At 47.4% G+C, this 18299-nt stretch carries 22 protein-coding genes; 20 read left to right on the top strand and 2 right to left on the bottom strand.

All coding sequences use genetic code 11. The features are described from left to right. Window positions 1-171: 171 nt before the first annotated feature. Both NF347_RS08980 and NF347_RS08975 read right to left on the bottom strand, forming a co-directional pair. Window positions 172-1569, bottom strand: a complete 1398-nt coding sequence (locus tag NF347_RS08980) for a site-specific integrase (RefSeq protein ID WP_107681466.1) — start codon at window positions 1567-1569, stop codon at window positions 172-174. Between the two features lie 5 nt (window positions 1570-1574). Beyond that, the gene (locus NF347_RS08975) at window positions 1575-2216 is read right to left on the bottom strand and encodes a S24 family peptidase (RefSeq protein ID WP_107681465.1); all 642 of its coding nucleotides are present in this window, start codon (window positions 2214-2216) and stop codon (window positions 1575-1577) included. Window positions 2217-2325: 109 nt separating this feature from the next. Between NF347_RS08975 and NF347_RS08970 the strand changes: the two genes are divergently transcribed. The 20 genes from NF347_RS08970 to NF347_RS08875 all read left to right on the top strand — a co-directional run bounded on the left by NF347_RS08970 (window position 2326) and on the right by NF347_RS08875 (window position 18288). Then, complete coding sequence (locus NF347_RS08970) at window positions 2326-2601, top strand: hypothetical protein (RefSeq protein ID WP_107681464.1); 276 nt, start codon at window positions 2326-2328, stop codon at window positions 2599-2601. A 2-nt stretch (window positions 2602-2603) separates the two neighbouring features. Further along, the gene (locus tag NF347_RS08965; protein WP_107681463.1) at window positions 2604-2927 is read left to right on the top strand and encodes a DUF3853 family protein; all 324 of its coding nucleotides are present in this window, start codon (window positions 2604-2606) and stop codon (window positions 2925-2927) included. 303 nt (window positions 2928-3230) lie between these two features. Next, on the top strand, window positions 3231-4199 hold the full coding sequence (locus NF347_RS08960; RefSeq protein WP_133165451.1) for a hypothetical protein: 969 nt from the start codon (window positions 3231-3233) through the stop codon (window positions 4197-4199). A gap of 6 nt (window positions 4200-4205) precedes the next feature. After that, window positions 4206-4904, top strand: coding sequence for a lambda exonuclease family protein (locus NF347_RS08955; protein ID WP_107681461.1), 699 nt, complete (start codon window positions 4206-4208; stop codon window positions 4902-4904). Window positions 4905-4907: 3 nt separating this feature from the next. Then, entirely contained in the window at window positions 4908-5252 is a 345-nt protein-coding gene (locus NF347_RS08950; RefSeq protein ID WP_240604889.1) for a hypothetical protein, read from the top strand. Window positions 5253-5308: 56 nt separating this feature from the next. Next, window positions 5309-6805, top strand: coding sequence for a nicotinate phosphoribosyltransferase (locus tag NF347_RS08945; protein WP_107681460.1), 1497 nt, complete (start codon window positions 5309-5311; stop codon window positions 6803-6805). Next, the gene (locus tag NF347_RS08940; protein WP_107681459.1) at window positions 6796-7623 is read left to right on the top strand and encodes a hypothetical protein; all 828 of its coding nucleotides are present in this window, start codon (window positions 6796-6798) and stop codon (window positions 7621-7623) included. The genes NF347_RS08945 and NF347_RS08940 overlap by 10 nt, the downstream gene beginning before the upstream one ends. Continuing rightward, a complete protein-coding gene (locus tag NF347_RS08935; protein WP_107681458.1) occupies window positions 7620-7898 on the top strand; it encodes a hypothetical protein in 279 nt (92 codons plus the stop codon). The genes NF347_RS08940 and NF347_RS08935 overlap by 4 nt, the downstream gene beginning before the upstream one ends. 2 nt (window positions 7899-7900) lie before the next feature. Then, the gene (locus tag NF347_RS08930; RefSeq protein WP_107681457.1) at window positions 7901-8317 is read left to right on the top strand and encodes a DUF4494 family protein; all 417 of its coding nucleotides are present in this window, start codon (window positions 7901-7903) and stop codon (window positions 8315-8317) included. A 12-nt stretch (window positions 8318-8329) separates the two neighbouring features. Next, window positions 8330-9169 carry a hypothetical protein gene (locus NF347_RS08925; RefSeq protein ID WP_133165450.1) on the top strand — a complete coding sequence of 280 codons (840 nt, stop codon included), beginning with the start codon at window positions 8330-8332 and terminating at the stop codon, window positions 9167-9169. After that, complete coding sequence (locus NF347_RS08920; protein ID WP_133165449.1) at window positions 9084-9776, top strand: P-loop NTPase family protein; 693 nt, start codon at window positions 9084-9086, stop codon at window positions 9774-9776. The genes NF347_RS08925 and NF347_RS08920 overlap by 86 nt, the downstream gene beginning before the upstream one ends. A gap of 53 nt (window positions 9777-9829) precedes the next feature. Further along, entirely contained in the window at window positions 9830-11692 is a 1863-nt protein-coding gene (locus NF347_RS08915; protein ID WP_240604887.1) for a bifunctional DNA primase/helicase, read from the top strand. Between the two features lie 21 nt (window positions 11693-11713). Then, window positions 11714-12550 (top strand): DNA-methyltransferase, encoded by an 837-nt coding sequence (locus NF347_RS08910; RefSeq protein ID WP_107681453.1) that lies wholly within the window; start codon window positions 11714-11716, stop codon window positions 12548-12550. A gap of 125 nt (window positions 12551-12675) precedes the next feature. After that, a complete protein-coding gene (locus tag NF347_RS08905; protein ID WP_205961059.1) occupies window positions 12676-13242 on the top strand; it encodes a DNA methyltransferase in 567 nt (188 codons plus the stop codon). Continuing rightward, entirely contained in the window at window positions 13220-14230 is a 1011-nt protein-coding gene (gene dcm, locus NF347_RS08900; protein WP_161553789.1) for a DNA (cytosine-5-)-methyltransferase, read from the top strand. The genes NF347_RS08905 and dcm overlap by 23 nt, the downstream gene beginning before the upstream one ends. Before the next feature lie 129 nt (window positions 14231-14359). Then, entirely contained in the window at window positions 14360-15535 is a 1176-nt protein-coding gene (locus NF347_RS08895) for a DNA cytosine methyltransferase (protein ID WP_107681451.1), read from the top strand. Further along, the gene (locus tag NF347_RS08890; protein WP_124029779.1) at window positions 15498-16274 is read left to right on the top strand and encodes a hypothetical protein; all 777 of its coding nucleotides are present in this window, start codon (window positions 15498-15500) and stop codon (window positions 16272-16274) included. The genes NF347_RS08895 and NF347_RS08890 overlap by 38 nt, the downstream gene beginning before the upstream one ends. A 16-nt stretch (window positions 16275-16290) precedes the next feature. Beyond that, the gene (locus tag NF347_RS08885) at window positions 16291-17049 is read left to right on the top strand and encodes a hypothetical protein (RefSeq protein ID WP_107681449.1); all 759 of its coding nucleotides are present in this window, start codon (window positions 16291-16293) and stop codon (window positions 17047-17049) included. A 469-nt stretch (window positions 17050-17518) separates the two neighbouring features. Further along, window positions 17519-18022: a hypothetical protein gene (locus NF347_RS08880; RefSeq protein ID WP_107681448.1), complete on the top strand. Its 504-nt coding sequence runs from the start codon at window positions 17519-17521 to the stop codon at window positions 18020-18022. Further along, a complete protein-coding gene (locus NF347_RS08875; protein WP_123542736.1) occupies window positions 18022-18288 on the top strand; it encodes a hypothetical protein in 267 nt (88 codons plus the stop codon). Before NF347_RS08880 ends, NF347_RS08875 begins: the two co-directional genes overlap by 1 nt. The last annotated feature ends 11 nt before the right edge of the window (window positions 18289-18299 follow it).

Below are 18299 nucleotides of genomic sequence, written 5' to 3'. Positions count from 1 at the left end.
GTTAGCAACTAAAAATAAAGCTACAAGTCAACGACTTGTAGCTTTATTTTGCGGAAAGACAGGTACTCTACCACATTTTTCCACTTTCTCGCGCTTATTTCTACACCGAAGCATATCACTGATTTATTGTTTTCTTCCATTATTAAAACTTGCATACACTTTCACACAATATCAATTTTCTGCCCCGCTTTTTGCCCCACGATTATTTTTAACAGATTCATCACCATCTACCCCAAATTTTTCTATTCGGTTGAAAGCGGTCATAGCGGAACGTCTAACATCATCCGCAATATCAAGGTAAGGCTTCATCGTTGCGTAATCTGAATGACCAGTCCATTTCATCACGATATTGGTAGGAATACCAAGCATGATGGCATTGCAGACAAAAGTACGCCGGGCGCAGTGTGTTGACAGAAGTTCATATTTCTTATACGTCTTGTCATATCGTTTTGTTCCTTTATACCTCGTTATGGTAATTGGCGCATCGATTCCACAAATCTTACCCATCTCTTTAAGGTAATCATTCATCTTCTGATTGGTAATAACCGGCAAAGCCTTGTCATCGGGGAATGGAATATCAGCATACTTATCCAGTATGGCGCGTGAATACCTATTAAGTTCTATCGTCAGAGAGTCATGCGTCTTGATGGTGGTGATATGAATTTCAGTATCCGTGATGTTTGACCGGCGGAGATTATAAACATCGGAATACCTTAAAGACGTAAAACAGCAGAAACAGAAAACATCCCGGACTTGTGAAAGATAGTTTTTTTGACCGAAATCAAAATCATACACTTTCATCAGTTCATCCTTAGTAAGAAAGATGACAGGTTTCTCAGCCGTTTTTAACTTCACTTTCTGATATAGGAAAGGTGAAGCATCGCAATAGCCATGCTCCTGCGCCCATCTCAAGAATACTTTTACAAATGCAATATCATTCTTGATGGTAGTATTGGCAAGACCTTTATTCTTGAAATTGTCAAGAACTTTCCCAAAATGCTCAATGAAAAGATTGACTCCACCTTTAATAATGTCATTCAATGATAATTTAGGCGATATACTGCGAAGATGTTTTCTTATGGTTCTACATTTTACCAGAGTTCCCTCACTCCATCGTCCGCTTGTAGTACCATCCTTAATAAATTCATCATATATCTTAAAGAGCGGTTCATCGGCAGGATTAGCTTCCTTTTCTTTTTCAATGTATTTTTCAGGATTAACCTGTCTGTCGTATGCTTCCGAAAACTCTTCTTTTGTTGGTATGTGGTCAGCTTCTTCAAAACGCATAAAGATGGAGTTAATCAAATCCTCCATATCTTGTAGGTCTTTGTTTATAACTGATGCCGGTGTCTTATTCTTTCCATGTGTGCTTTTCGCCTTGCAGCGTTGTATTGATTTCTCCCAGTTATCAGGATTGACATTGTGATTTACACTCAAGCGCACACGTTGACCCTGCCAGACGATAACACACCTTACGCGACCCTCCGGCTTCTTATTCTTCTTTTCCGCTGTTTCCGGTTTCTTCTTTACTTCTACACCAAAAGATATACTACGCTTGATTGCTATCATAGACCTTACACCTTATTTATATCATTCGCCTGTGGATAGATGTAGCCAAGCACGTAAAACATCCTGCTGACCGAATCAATGGGGATTTCAAAAGGCTCATAAATCATTTTCCCGTCCGGATATGTAGCACAGTTTGAAGAATACAAAGCGATGTGAGCATTATCCTTTCCTTTCTGCAACCTTTTTACTGTAACAAATTCATTAGTTTCTATAAGGTAGTTATTGCCCGGTATTAACAACTTCATATCCATTACGCGCTTCATAACAAGTATGCAGCCTACTGGATACTCAGCCATGCTATCACTTGTATTCCTAATAGCTATTTCCGCTTTGGGAAAACAAGACCCCACATTTATATAGTCTGGAGAAGATTTGCTATCGGTTATTTCTTCAACCGAATTGAACATTGCAATCATCCCCTCTGCTTCTTTATGCGTCATCGGCCCACTCTCAAACATTAGCCATTCCTTGCGTATCTCAGGAAATGCCTCAATAATCTTGTTGGCAAGTTTCATGCTTATACCATGTCGGCCTCCCCGGATGTCTGTAAAAGTTTGCGCAGAAGCAATCCCCACTTTATCTGCAAGGTCTTTCCACGTTAATCCGGTCATTTGCTGGATTTCGATAAGTTTTTCTCCGTCAGTCATAATGTTAACGATTGTTAAATACTGATTTTACTATTGCTTCAATCAGTATTTTGTTGTACTTTTGCAGTGTCAATACTGATTAACTACTTAATCAATCAATGTAAAAACAATGATTAAATACTTAATCGGCATTACAGATGCAAAGTTAATACTTATTTTTGAAATAAGCCAAATGGAACAGAGAAAAATTAAGCGTGGCGACCGATTGCAAGTTGCTCTTTTAGAGTTGAATGTGGGGGAATCAGTAAAAGTACCTTACCGGCACTATTCTGAAAACTCTATACGGTCAACTGTAACGCAACTCAAGAAAGGCAGCGAAGACCCTATTGGGTATGATATAGATGCGCGGTCTAACGTAGCCGCCATTATAACACGTACTCAGTAATTATGGAAAATGTAGGAACATTTACTATTGGTCTTGACACCCCTATTCATCTGCTGACACCCCGACAATTATTTGAAATGTTGGGCGAATGGCAAGCAAAGACAAAACAAGTAGAAGAAAAACCCCAGAAGCCTGAGCGATGGTATGCAAATAGCATTGGTGAACTTGCTGAAATTCTGGGAACATCAGAAACAACAGTCTATCGGATGAAAGCCGCCGGTCTTCTTGACGATTGCATAAGTCAGTATGGGCGATGGATGATGATAGACGTGGAAAAGGTACTTGAAAAGTTTAAGCTGTCAAATCGACGGCGCAAAAAGAAATAGGGCAAGCCAAGAGAGGCAGTCCTTTGGCGAAAGCCATAAACAACATCCAACGCCCGGCGAAGCCAAATAAGCCGGGCAACTTGAAGACGTAGCGAAAATGGTAGGCGCGTCACTTGTTCAGCGAAACACAGATAAGGAGTAGTTAGCCTTACGTGCCGGCGGTTGCAACCACCGGGTAAGCCCGTAGCCGGGAGATGCCGAGTGAACAAGGAAGTGTGGTAGGCGACACATTGCGGGTTCGAGTCCCGTCGTCTTCGCAAATGCAAGGCCGGAAGCAGTAAGACGGCATAAACAACAACTATTATGATGGAAGACATCAAAGGCTACGAGGTCGCAAGACTTCAAGACCCATCTCCGTTACAGCTTGTCGAAACCATCGACAGCGCGGAAAGAGCCAACATTGACATTCAGGTCAGCACGGCTCGCGCTTATCCCCGCAATCTATCGCGGTGCATCAACAACTCAATCGCCATCGCCACGATGGATAGGGAAACTGCCCAGACATGCGGCTACGCGCTCCCTCGCGGTGGAAAGCCCATCACCGGCCCATCGGTACACTTGGCGAAAATCATCGCCCAGCAGTACGGCAATCTTCGCGCAGAAGCCCGCGTAGTCAACGTGACCGGCACACAGGTAATCTCGCGTGGTATGGCGTGGGATTTGGAAAATAACTTTGCCGTAGCCTTTGAGGTGCGCCGTTCAATCCTGACCTCAAAAGGTGCGCGATTCTCGGAAGACATGATAACCGTTACCGGCAACGCCGCTAACGCTATCGCGTATCGAAACGCAATCTTCACGGTTGTGCCGAAAGCCATCACTGACAAGGTGTATAAGGCTGCGCAGGAATGTATCACCGGCGACCTTAGCGACGAAACGAAACTAATCAAGCGTCGTGACGGTGCTATCAAGTATTTCAACGACCAGTACGGCATCACTGAAGAAGAGGTAGTCATGCTCTGCGGCAAGCAGACCGTCAACCAGATAGGTGTTGATGAAATCGCCCTCTTGCTCGGCATCCAGCAGTCACTTAAAGACGGCGATACCACCGTTGATGAGGTTATGTCACCTTATCGCAACAGCAAGGAAGCCAAGTCAAGCAGGCTTACTGAAATGGCATCACGCGCAGCCGCCGCAAAGGGCGCGAAGAAGCCCACAGCGAAACCCGCCGAGGGTTCGGAAGATGCCGCCAAAGAAACAGTAGATAAAGAAACGGGCGAAGTTAAGACCGCCGACAACGGCGAGCCTATGCAAGCCCCCAATCCCCAAATCTAATAAGCCATGTCAAATCTCAGCTTTACACAGGAACAGCGCACACTGGAATGGTATCGCGCTCGCCTCGGTTACATAACCGGGAGTCAGGTCGGCTCGCTTATGAAAAGTGGCCGTACAAAGGACAAAGTGTTTTCAGACACCGCCCTCACATATCTTTATCAACTTGCAGGGGAACGTTCTTTGAACCCCGAAATCGTCAAGGATGATAATATGTTCACTTTCTATCTTGAGCAGACCACATCGCAGTCAAAGGCTATGCGCTTCGGTACTGAACAGGAAGAAAATGCACGTGCTATGTACGTCGATATAACCGGACGCGAGGTCAAGGAGGTAGGACTCTGCCACCATCCCCAAATCAAGTATCTTGCTTCATCGCCGGACGGAATAACCGCCGACGGCGACGTGATGGGATGCGTAGAAATCAAATGCCCCACACTGTCAACATACAGCAAGTATGTTGCGGAAATCCACGACAACGAATCACTCAAGAAAGTCAATCCAGACTACTACTATCAGTGTCAGAACCACATGGCCTGCACTGAGGCGCAATTCTGCGACTTCATCGTGTACTGCCCCTTTGTGGAAAACCCCATCCACATCGTGCGCATCCAGCGCGACGAAGATGCCATCGCCCTTATCATGGAGCGCGTGGAACTTGCAGAGCAAATCATCGAAGAAAATTATTCACAACTCAAAAGAGCATAAACAATGGCAGACAACAATTCACTTTTGTCTGGCAGCATCTGTCTGTCTGACATCCCCAAATCGCAGATGAGAAAAGTCATGTGCAAGGACGGTAAGGAACGTATCTATCTGAACGTAGCCGTCATCACAAAGAAGCAGCCCCAGACGTTTACGAGCGAAAACGGTGTTGCTCACACGTACACGCACTTCATCACTTGCGCACCCAAAAAGGAAGAGCGCATCGACGGCGTTAACTACATCCTCGGCGACCTTGAAACGCGCACGTTCACACCGCAATCTCCCACCCCAGAAGATGTAGCCAATGCGCCCAGCATCGCACCCGGCGAAAACCCTGACCTCCCATTCTAATCACTACCGGCTGCGCCGTGTCAACGCGATACGGCGCAGCCGACAATCATTATCAGATGAACGCTTCACTTTTAACAGACGGCTACAAGTTAGACCATCGCAGACAATATCCCGTAGGCACGGAATACGTGTATGCGAACTGGACTCCGCGTAGCAATGGATACATGCCTGACGCAAAGGATGGCGCGGTGGTCTTCGGTATCCAGTATTTCATCAAGAAATATCTTATAGACCGCTTCAATAACGACTTCTTCAATCTGCCGGAAGATGTTGCCGTGGCGCAGTTCAAGCGTCGCGTCGATACCTTTCTTGGTAAAAACGAGGTTGGCTCGGAACACATCCGCGAACTGCACCGACTCGGCTATCTACCTATCAGACTCAAGGCACTGCCGGAGGGGTCAATCTGCCCGATACGTGTGCCAATGATTACGGTCATCAACACCAATCCCAAATTCTTCTGGCTTACAAACTTCTTGGAAACCATCATGTCGTGCGAATTATGGCTACCCATGACCTCGGCGACATCATCCCGGTTATACCGCAAGGAGCTTGAGCGTCATGCGGAAAAGACGGGCTTCACGCCCGATGTTAACCTCGGTTTTCTTTGTCACGACTTCTCTATGCGCGGCATGGCAGGCTTGGAAGCGGCCATCACAAGCGGTATGGGACATCTGACATCATTTGTCGGCAGTGAAACGCTCCCGGCGATTGAAGCCGTAGAAAAATACTACAACGCCAACGCGGAAAAGGAAATCATCGCAATGACCGTACCGGCATCGGAGCATAGCGTCATGTGCGCCGGCGGCAAGGAAGATGAGTTTGAAACATTCAAACGCTTCATTACTGAAATCTATCCAAGCGGCTTTTGTAGCATCGTAAGTGACACATGGGATTTATGGCAGGTCGTCACGGATTATCTGCCCCGTCTTAAAGACATTATCATGGCGCGTGACGGTCGCCTCGTTATTCGCCCTGACAGCGGAAACCCGGTTGACATCATCTGTGGTCTGCCGCAGTCAACCATCGACGATATGAGCTTTGAGGAGCTTGACGAAAACAAGGCGGCTGTAACCGGCGTGTACGAGCTTCTATGGAACATATTCGGCGGCACAGTCAATGAAAAGGGCTACAAAGTCCTTGACCCGCATATCGGCGTAATCTACGGCGACAGCATCACACGTGAGCGTCAGAAAGAGATATATCGCCGATTGGAAGCCAAAGGCTTTGCCGCCACAAATCTTGTACTGGGCGTTGGCTCGTTCACGTTTCAGTATGTCACACGCGACTGCCTCGGCTTCGCTATGAAAGCAACATGGTGTCAGGTCAACGGCGAACCCCGCGAAATCTTCAAATCGCCCAAAACCGACAGTGGAATGAAGAAGTCGCTGAAAGGTCTTATCCGCATCGATAAAGACCAGAACGGCATCTACTACGCTACGGACTGCGTAACCCCGGAACAAGAAGCCGGCGGTTGCCTTGAGGTTGTCTTTGAAGACGGCAAACTGATAAAAGAAACATCGTTTAACGAAATCCGCGAAAGGCTATGCAGATAATCGACCTCGCCAAACAGACCGGCTGCAAAATAGCCACATTTCCCGACGGCGAAAAGCATGTAACCGTTGATGCACTTGACCGCAAAGAGCCGGTATCAATAGTATGCCGTATCACGTGCGCGGATGACCTTTTCTGCCTTATGCAGTTAGGCGACATTCTCAAGCGTCAGGAGATGGAAATCAATACCCTGTTTATCGGCTACCTGATGTCGATGCGCTGCGACCGTCTATTTGACCTTAACAGACCATTCTCCTTGAAGATTGTAGCCGATGCAATCAACGCAATAGGGGCGCGACACGTGCAAATCGTAGAACCGCACTCCTACCGCACAATGTCGCTGATAAAAAATTCTGTGGGCGCACTCGCAACGATGGAATACTTTATGAACGGCATCCTTAAATCCAATGAGCTACAACTTGACGTAGTGGCGGTATTGCCGGACGAGGGCGCACAAGCCCGCTATCACATACCCCACGCAATCCCATCAATATGCTGCGAAAAGCGACGCGACTCGGAAACCGGGAAGCTGCTATCGTTTGAGGTCTGCACCAAAGAAACCGACATCTGTAAAGACAAGGATTTAGTGCTTATGGACGACCTTTGCGATGGGGGTGGAACATTCTTAGGTCTTGCACCTAAACTGCGTGAGCTTGCGCCTAAAAGCATATCCTTGCTTGTTACCCACGCCATCCAGCTTGACGGCATCAAGAAAGTCGCACAGGCTTATGACCACGTGTTCATAACGAACTCCTACAAGGAATGGGGCGCAGAATCCGAACTGCCCGATAACGTAACCGTCTTCAAGGTCTTTCGATGATGAACTTCTTCAAAAGATGGAAGCGTAACACCTCAAAATCTACTGACCAGAAGCCCGTTGCCCAATTTAATCTCAAGGTCTATGCCGACAAGCTGGAACTTGATTTTAAGGGCGACGAGGTAAAGGTCGGCGGTGCGCTTGTAACGCTTATGTTGCGGCATCCGCATACCCATGCCATTATTAACAACGCAGTCGTAGCAACCAATATGGAACTTGCCCGGCGTGAAGCAAACGCCGTGTACGCTGACCTTGTTACGACATTTAATCCGAACTAATCATGTTTTTTGAAGCAAAATTAAGGGTTGAAAAGACTCTTGACACCGGCGAACAGAAAGAAGTTAAGGAACACTACATCATGGATGCCGAGCTATTCGCAGAGGCAGAAAAGATGATGTTTGAACTGTACCCCAACCAGAAAATCGACGTGTTCAGCATCGGACGCAGCGATATAAGGGAAATCATCAACGACAAAGAAGATGACAAGCCTTTCTTCAAGGCTACCGTCATTGACGTGTTCACTGATGACGAAACCGGTAAGGAAAAGGAAACCAAATACTACATGCTTGTATGCGCCGAGAACACCGTGGAAGCTACGTTGCTTGTCAATGAGTATCTCAAGCAGGGTTACAATCTGCGTCTGGACGGCATCAAGCGCGTAAAAATCATCGACTATCTACCGTATCAGCCGGCATAATCTACTACCGCCATGTGTAATCCCAATCCGAATGAAATAGGTTGGATACGCCTTTATCGCAAGATGACGGAATGGCGGTGGTATGGTCTGCCGAACATGATGGCTGTCTTTATTCATCTACTCCTTACCGCCAATCACAAAGACGGTTACAGCTTCGGTGTAGAGATAAAACGGGGTCAGGTAATGACCTCGGAAGATGGGATTATGCGTAGTATAAAAATCAAGCGCGGAGCATTACGTGTGTGCCTGAAAAAGTTGGAAGAAACTGGAGAAATAATCCGCAGTACGACCAACAAATATTCAATAATAACTATCTGCAATTATGATAGTTATCAAAGCGCAACGGAAAGCAATAACCAACAAATCGCCATCGAACAGCCAGCAGATGAACATCAGCCCGACATCAAGCCGACATCAGAGGAACATCAGCCAGCCACAAACAAGAATAATAAGAATAAAAAGAATGATAAGAATGAAGAGAATGAAAGAAAGGAAGAAAGTATAACTCTTCAAAAAGCCAAAGAAGATTTTGAAATCTTTCGCAAGGCGTATCCCGGCAAGAAGCGCGGTCTTGACACTGAGTTTGCCAACTTCAAGAAGAAGCACCGCGATTGGCAAGAGGTACTGCCATTGCTTTTACCAGCGGCGCAGGGTTATGCCGAACAGACACGCGGAAAACCCAAAGAGTACATCAAGCACCTCCAGACATGGATAAACAACCGATGCTGGGAAATCGAATACAGTAACGACAATTCAGAACAATCAAATGGAAGAAATCAAACTTATAGACAAAATGGTATATCTTCAGCCGGATATGGCCTCCAAATGCCAGACGGAACTGAATACCATTAAGGCGGTCTTCTTTGACATCCTCAAGGGTTACTGCCCCGATTTTGTCGTTGACAAGGACAACCGGGCGATTGTTACTGACGTGTTCAACTGGTGCATACGCAATACAGAGGGCAACCTGAAACCGTGCAAAGGTCTATGGATTTACGGTAATATCGGAACGGGCAAAAGCACACTGATGAAAGCCATCATCAAGTTTGTCAGCAAACACTGGCTACGTGATAGCGGCGAACACATCAAACCCCGGTGGATAAACGTGCCTACTTTCTGCGGTCAATATGCCGCCAACGGCTTCTCGGTCTTTGACAGCATCCCTATGGGTCTCGACGAACTCGGAACTGAAATAGCCCCCACAAACCATGTAGGCAACAAGCTGAACGTCGTGGCGCACTTGATAAACACCATCTACGACAACAATAGCGACATCCCCTACATCGTGACTACCAACCACACGCTGAAAGAAACCTTTGACCTTTATGGCGCAAGGACTATCGACCGTATAGGTCAGCTTTTCAACCTTGTGGAAATAAAAGGCACGACACGGCGCGATACATCTGCAATCTGGCAATCCATTAAAGCCGAAGAAGAAAGGAGTAACGGTTCAAAATGAGAGCTTACAGCGACTTTGGAATAGACATCCCAGCTGGGCGCAATAGCGGCAAGATGAAAGTTATCTGCCCCAAATGCCATGACCGACGGAAAGACAAGCGCGATAAAAGTCTTTCAGTCGATTTAGGCAAGGGCGTATGGCATTGCCATTACTGCGGCTGGAGCGGAACTATCCATGTCGGCGAAAGGTCGCATGATGCCCCCAAAAAGGAATATCGCAGACCTACGCCACGACCCATCACAACGCTGTCGCGCAAACTCGTTGAATGGTTCAATAGTCGCGGTATATCGGAATGGGTGCTTGAACGCATGAAGATTAACGAGGGTGAGCAGTTCATGCCGCAGGTCGGAAAGAAGATGAACACCGTGCAGTTCAACTACTATCTAAACGGCGAGCTTATCAACGTGAAGTATCGCACCGGCGATAAGAAATTCATGCTTGAAAGCGGCGCGGAACTGATTCCCTACAATCTTGACAGCATCGTCGGACAAAGCGAGTGTATCATAACCGAGGGCGAAATGGACTGTCTTTCGTTCATTGAAATCGGAAAGAACAACTGCGTCAGTGTACCCAACGGCGCGAATAGCAACCTGTCATATCTTGATGACTTTATAGAGGGCTTCTTTGGTGACAAGGAAACAATCTACATTGCCGTCGATACTGACACAAAGGGCTTATTGCTGCGCGATGAACTGATACGTCGTTTTGGTGGTGAAAGATGCCGCATTGTCACTTATGGCGATGACTGTAAGGATGCCAACGAGCATCTCCAGAAGTACGGCAAGGAAAGTCTTGAAAACTGCCTTAAAACCGCCAAAGAGGTCAAGGTTGAGGGCGTGTTCATGCTTGACGATTACGAAGAAGAGCTTGATGCCATCTATCAGAACGGTCTTCAAAAAGGCTTCATGGTAGGACATCCCAATCTTGATGCGTTGATGAGTCTTGAAACCAAACGCCTTATGATTGTGACCGGCATACCGGGCAGCGGTAAATCGGAATTTATCGATGAGATGTGTGTTCGTCTGAATATCCTTTACGATTTCAAGGTCGGATTCTTCTCGCCCGAAAACGTGCCGATTCAGCTTCATGCCGTAAAGCTGATAGAAAAGCTATGTGGAAAGAAATTTCAAGCCATAGACAACCGGGGTGAAAACATCACTCCACAGCAATATGCTCACGCCAAAGAATACTATCGTGAAAACTTCTTTCACGTATTACCGGAAGACGGTGCAACGATAGATAATATTCTGGCAAAGGCTAAATACCTTGTACGTCGTAGGGGAATACGAATTTTTGTACTTGACCCATTTAACCGAATCGAGCATGAACAGTCAGGCGGCGAAACGGAAACCCAATACATCTCGCGTCTTCTGAATAGAATGACGGCTTTTGCCCAGCAGAACGACCTCCTTTTCATCCTTATGGCGCATCCCACCAAGATTAAAAAGGATAACGGAAATGGCGGTGTGCCTACCATGTACGACATCAGCGGCTCTGCGACATTCTTTGACAAAGCGGATTTCGGTCTTGTGGTACATCGTGAACGCGACGAAAGCAAGAATTACACCCTTGTGCGCGTGGAAAAGGTCAAGTTCAGACACCTCGGTGCGCCGGGCGATGCTACATTCAAGTTCAACGTCATCAATGGCCGATATATCCCGTGGAAGCAAAGCGAAAGCGTAGCCGTGGATTTCAGGGCTGACATGGAGGATATGATTGCAGCCAAAGAACGGGACGAAATAACGCAGCCATCCCTGCCATCGGGTTTGCCGTGGGAAGATGATGCAGATTCAATCCCATCACAGCCACAACCGCCAGCCGGGATGAACTTCGCGCAAACGCCCATGCAGATGCAGACGGATGACCCAAACATGCCGTTTACGCCGATTGACCCCAACGAGCCATTACCTTTCTAAACCAAGTAAATCATTATCACAATGCAAAATATAGAGCTTTATAACGACCACTTTCAGAATTGGAAGAGGTATCTGAGTTGCAAGGCGCAGCTTATCATCGCCGATGTGCCTTATAACCTCGGAATAAACGCCTACGCATCCAACCCCAAGTGGTATGTTGATGGCGATAACGCAAACGGCGAAAGCGAACTCGCCGGCACGCAATTCTTTGATACCGATGCTAATTTCAAGCCAGCGGAATTTATGCACTTTTGCTCAAATCTGCTTATCAAAGAACCCAAAGAGGCGGGTAAAGCACCGTGTATGATTATCTTTTGTGCCTTTGAACAGATGATGTATTTCATCGAGCTTGGAACGCGCTATGGATTCAATTATTACATCCCATTGGTCTTTCGCAAGAACTGGTCAGCGCAGGTACTCAAGTCTAACATGAAGATTGTAGGAAACTGCGAATACGGATTATTGCTTTACCGTAAAAAGCTTCCCAAATTCAATAATGGCGGTCGCATGGTCTTTAACTGCATGGATTATCCCCGTGACACCAAGACACCTAAAATCCATCCCACGCAGAAATCCGTGCCTTTACTGGAACAGCTTATCCGCATCTTCACCGACCCCGGCGACGTTGTTATTGACCCATGCGCCGGAAGTGGCACAACCTTGCTTGCTGCAAGAAATTGCGGTCGCCGTGCCTACGGATTTGAGATTAAGAAAGATTTTTATGCCGATGCCGTGAATCTGCTCAAAACCTATCAATCCACACCATCGATGTTTGACATCGCGGAATTGGTAGAGCGCGAGTCACGCCGGGATAAAGCCAAGGCAAATAATCAACCTGAAAGCCTATTTGCGGAATGACACCACGTAGCGAAATCATCCTCGGCGATAGCTTTGAGGTACTGAAATCAATGGCAGACAAAAGCGTTGACATCGCTTTATGTGATTGCCCTTACGGAATAGACATCTGCTCAAGTGGCAGACTGATGAGAGAAAAGGGTCGCACATACAAGCCGTGGGATAAGGATGCTCCAAAAGCGGAATTTTTCACGGAGTTGCTTCGCGTCAGCAAGAACGCCATCATCTTCGGAGCGAACCATTTCATAGACCGCATCCCCATCAATTCAAAGTGCTGGATTGTGTGGGATAAGGAACAGCCGGAAACATTGTCATTTGCCATGTGTGAGCTTGCCCTCACTACATTTGACAGGTCGGCAAAGATATTCAGATATAGCGCGGCGCGTCAGAGTGTAAAGGAAACACGGATACACCCCACACAAAAGCCAGTCGCCTTGTACGCATGGATATTTCAGAACTTCGCCAATCCCGGTGACTTAATTCTTGACACCCACCTCGGAAGCGGTAGTAGTCGCATTGCCGCCTATCGCATGGGCTTCGACTTCATAGGCTGTGAGATTGACCCAGAATATTACACGGCGCAAGAGGTGCGCTTTCGTCAAGAATGTATGGGCGAACAACGACGCGGCAATGTCGTGCTGACACAATACGAATTATTCAATAATGACCAATATGGAAAAGATAACAGTCTTTGAAGCCTTTGCCGGTTACGGCAGTCAGTCGATGGCTCTTGAACGCCTCAAGCAAGACATTGGGCTTGACTATACGGTTGTCGGAATATCCGAAATCGATGCTACCGCAATCAAGGCTTACTACGCAGCCCGCGATGCCGAGTTGCTGTCACGTTGCCGCACAGTCGGCGATGTGGAAACTGCCATTAGGGGGGGGTACGAGCCTCCGCAGGAACTTATCGACCGCTACCCGAACTATGGCGACATCTGCAAAATCAACTGGGCGAATGTGCCGGATTTCAATCTGTTCACATACAGCTTCCCTTGTACCGACATCAGCAATGCCGGTTTACAGAAAGGACTCGCCGAGGGGTCTGGCACAAGGTCATCGCTTCTATGGGAGTGCGCAAGGGCAATCGAAACCAAATACCCCAAATACCTCTTGATGGAAAACGTCAAGGCTCTTGTAAGCGACAAATTCATGCCGGATTTCAAGCGATGGGCGATGTATCTGGAAAGCCTCGGTTACACGAACTATTATCAAGTGCTGAACTCAAAAGATTATGGCGTACCGCAGAACCGCGAGCGCGTCTTCATGGTCAGCATCCACGGCGAGGCTATTTACTATTTCCCCAAACCCTTCAAGTTAGACCGCCGCCTCAAGCACGTATTGGAAACGAATGTAGATGAAAGCTACTATCTGTCTGATGCTAAGATTCAGGCAATCATAGACCATTGCGAGCGTAAGCAAGCTGAGGGTTGTGGCTTCAAGCCGAACTTCCAAAACGGGGGGGGTATTGCGGAACCATCACCGGGAACTACGGACAACGTGAAACCGATACCTACATCCAAGAATGACGAAGACGGCATCATTGTGGTTGGTAAAATCAACAACTCGCAAGACGGCAAAATCGTGGACGCAGACGGCATTGCGCCGACACATACGTCAGGACACGGAAACTGCCCCAAAGTGCTTGTTGAAAATACCCCCCCCCCCGGACAATCTGCATAAATTCAAAGGATGAGAATGGCAAGCAGCCAAGTATCGCGGATAGAGTTTATGACAGTAACGGAATAGCCACAGCACTGACAACCGGATGGCATCCCTACATCATGGAATCGCAAAACAACAATTCAGAAAATGAATAAAGATAAAACCGCCCCAGAGCTTAAAATCATAGGCAATGTAATGCCGTCGGGTCACAATGTAGGTAACATCTACGACCCGGACGGAATATCGCCCACGATTATGCTCAATCACGGTTATCCGGCACTTATTCTTGAAGAAACAACCGACAACGACATGAATCAGCTTATACAGGTGGCGCAGATATACGACAAGGAAAAGAATCCTACCAACGGCAGGGTTTATGACCCCAGCGGCATCTCGCCTACGCTTACAACGCCAACAGGCGGCAACTCAATGCCCCTTATCCTCGCTATGGAACAGATACCTTTCAATACAGCCGACGAGGGATTAGCCTACACAATCACGACACGCTACGGCGCAATGTGCGCAAGCAATCTGATTGATGGCAATTTCCCTATGACCGGCATCCTTACAATCGAAAACCCAACAGAAGAAATGAAACGCCAGATAGAAGACGGAATCCTAAACTTCGACAAAGGGCTGCCAAAAGAAGCCAACCCCAAGTCATGCGCCATGCGTGGTCGCGGCAAGGGTGCGGATTACCATCAGGAACTTGAGATTGGCGACGATGTAGCCAACGCCCTTACAACCGTCCAGAAAGACTCTATGATACTTGAGGGCGAAGACCCGTCAATCATCAGTCTTATGCCGTGGAATAGACCCGGCGGCGACGTGGGCGATGTGTCGCCGGCCATCACAACAAGCGCATGGGAGCAGAACAATTTTGTAAAGCTGCCCGACGGAGATACCCCTATGGTTATGGCTGACCCACGGAAGAATTACGGCAGATTGCAGCCATCGGCTGAATCCTCGCCCACGCTTCTCAGCACTGACTATAAATCGCCCCATCTTGTCGTGGAACGTGGCGACGGCGAACTTGATATGTCTGACCCAGAAACGCGCATCATCAAGCGAGCCGTAGACCATGTGGCGCAGGAGTACGGAACGCAGACGCGCTTTCGCATACGCAAGCTGACCCCACGCGAGTGCTACCGCCTTATGGACGTGCCGGAAGAATATATCGACCGCCTGTTAGCGTCTGGCATATCCAAATCCCAACACTACAAACTGGCGGGAAATTCTATCGTGGTATCATGTCTTTATCACATCTTCAAGAATTTATTTACCAATGAAATCCCAGTTAATCAACAGCTATCCCTTTTCTGATATGCTTGACGGCATAAAGCTCCCAGAATCGGTCATCGCCGAAATGGAAAAGCGAGGGATAAGTGCAAACCCCATACCCATAAAGCCGATGATTGACACCGGCATCCACTTCAAGAAGCGCGAACCAATGCGTGAACGCGACCTGTCAACAGAAGAATTTCTCAACCTGTTCGACAAGGCCGAATCACTCAAGATGGCGTATGTACCACACTTCATTACGCAGTGCGTAATCTACTATCTTGACTTATTTGTGGAATATGCCCGCGACTGTCGGCTTTCAGACTTCAAGAAGCACACCCGGTTGCTCAAGGCAATCAAAGAGGAGTATCTTGCAGCCCTACGCCATGAAATGCCGCCGCACGTCTTTGAGAAATTCCTTACACAGCGCGATGAATACCTTGTGTCATGCGGCGCAAATCTGAGTCTTATGTATTTCACATTCGGAAATCAGATTTTGAAGAAATATGGCCGGATAGACCACGAAGCCCTATACTGTTACGCCAACATAATCCTTGCTTTCATCAACTACGTGGAAGACTTTGACCGCAACGTCAACAAGCGTATCGCAGAAAAGCTGGGGATGCCCTGCCGTAATCACGGAGATGCGCGTCTGACCGCCATTAAAGGCGTATGCAACGACATCATCAAACCCTACCCGCTGGAAAAGAACAATGACACCGAGCTATGCGTCGGCGTAATGGCAAACAAAGCGGTCATAATGATAAACAACATGCTATAACAACCCTCATATCGCAATGGAACAAGTAATCACTGACATCATCGACAAAAAGGCGGCGAAGCAGTTTAATAAGCTGACACCGACCAAGCGCAAGGCATACCGCGCAATGCTTTATGCAGGTGCGCAGATAACCATGAACGGCTATTCAGTAAGGGATATAGCCGCCGAAATCGGATATTCAGAAAGCGGAACATCAAAGTTGGCGCAGAAGTGGATAGAGCTGATGCGTCAGGGCGATGTTACCGTCAATCTGATTATAGCAGCCATTCAGAAATTGCCTAAAAACAAACGTTTTCAGCACGGAAAGGAAATCGCGCCCCATGTCAAGCTAACACCCACTGTCGTAGCGGAAGAGCCAAAGGATGAAACTCCACGGCCCACACCGGCGCAGACCCCGGCACCAACGGAAAATAAGCGAAAGGGCAAGTATGTACTCGGCTTTTTCATTACACCGGAAGACGAAATGCGCGAAAGAGCCGCCATTCGTTCATCCATCCTGTTCTTTCAGACCTACGGCAAGGGCGCAAAACCGCGTATGCACGGCGAGTATTACACGCCCGGAACGCATCAGGCAAAAGACAGTGAAGATAGCAAGAAGTGGCTACCCCTTGATACAGCAGCCCTTTACTGCGGATGCAAAGCGGAAATCATCAGCAAAGCAGGTCAAAACGGCGTGATTGAACGACGTGTCTATAAGCGCAATGCCAACCGTAACTATTATGAGTATAACATCGCTGATTTAGACAAGTTTATACGCGACAATCATCTCCTCTAACAAAGGTAATCAACTCGCAATGTGGAAGATAGCTAAGAGCTAATAAGAGTTAAAAATCAAATTTGCCCGGCGATTTAATTTGGATAATTAAAGTAAATGCTTTAACTTTGCGACGTGGTTGTAAAAGTAAACACTTAAACAAATAAATATATCAACATGGATTTATCCTCAAATCAAGAGCCGACAACGCAGGCCACAAAGGTCTGCACAAGATGCGGCAAAGAATTGCCGGTTGACCAGTTCAGCCGTCGCAGTAGCTCGGCTGACGGGTTGCAGATGTGGTGCAAGTCGTGCCAGCGTGAATCACAACGTATCTCGCGCAGTAATCGCCAATTACCCCCCCCCCTCAATCAAGGGCGACCCGTCATCCCCGCTTGCGGAATTTACACCGCGTCAGCTTATCGAAGAATTGCATAATCGTGGCTATCGCGGCGAGCTTCAATACCTCTACACTATAAAGGTCTGAGATATGATAACGAAGATAACCCCGGATTTAGTGGAAAAATGGGCTGAGTGGCTTGACCACCAGCCCAAAACCACTGCACTAACCGAAGAGCAGATGCAGACATTCGTTTTGGCGACCATGCACGAAAGCAAAATCGAAGCCAACGAAGAACTCAAGAACGATATACTGAATGGCGGGCCGTCTATGGAACGTCTATTCTACAACCGCGTCAAAGCCTGTCACACCTATACCATCACATTTGCCGTCGCCCTCGCTATGGCAAGTATCACGCGAACACCCGGCGAAGTCACGATGTACGCCAATTACTTGCAGTATAAGGCGAAGAAGATGGGAAAGGGTCTATTGCGGATGCAAGACATCGGGATGCACATTCTGCCGTATGGCGTATTTTCACGCGATACAATGCGCGAAGCGTGGGATAGGCAGAAATGCTCGCACAACCTCGGCTCTGACAACATTCTTGACCATAACGAAGCACAAGGAACAATCGAAATCAAACAAGGCTAATGTTTTACGAAGATACAGGGCAATTTACACCCAAACAAATCAAGTTGGCAAAGGAAATAGCCAGCAAAATCAAGGCATTGCGCAAGTCTGGGTGCGCCATCGTTGCGCGTCAAGATAGCCTATACGCCTACATATCCGAGGAGTGGAATAATTCTACTTGTGACACAACCCCATACCCGTTGAAGCATCTGGACTGTGGCGATATAACCGACGCAGGCGCAGATGATACTGATTATCTTGAGGAATGGTATATTGAAAACAACTAACCACTACCGCT

Origin of the sequence: Paramuribaculum intestinale (assembly GCF_030759015.1) — a bacterium.
In the GTDB taxonomy this organism is placed as follows: domain Bacteria; phylum Bacteroidota; class Bacteroidia; order Bacteroidales; family Muribaculaceae; genus Paramuribaculum; species Paramuribaculum intestinale.
The sequence above is the reverse complement of the archived record's forward strand: the minus strand, read 5'-3'. Positions and strand labels throughout refer to the sequence as shown.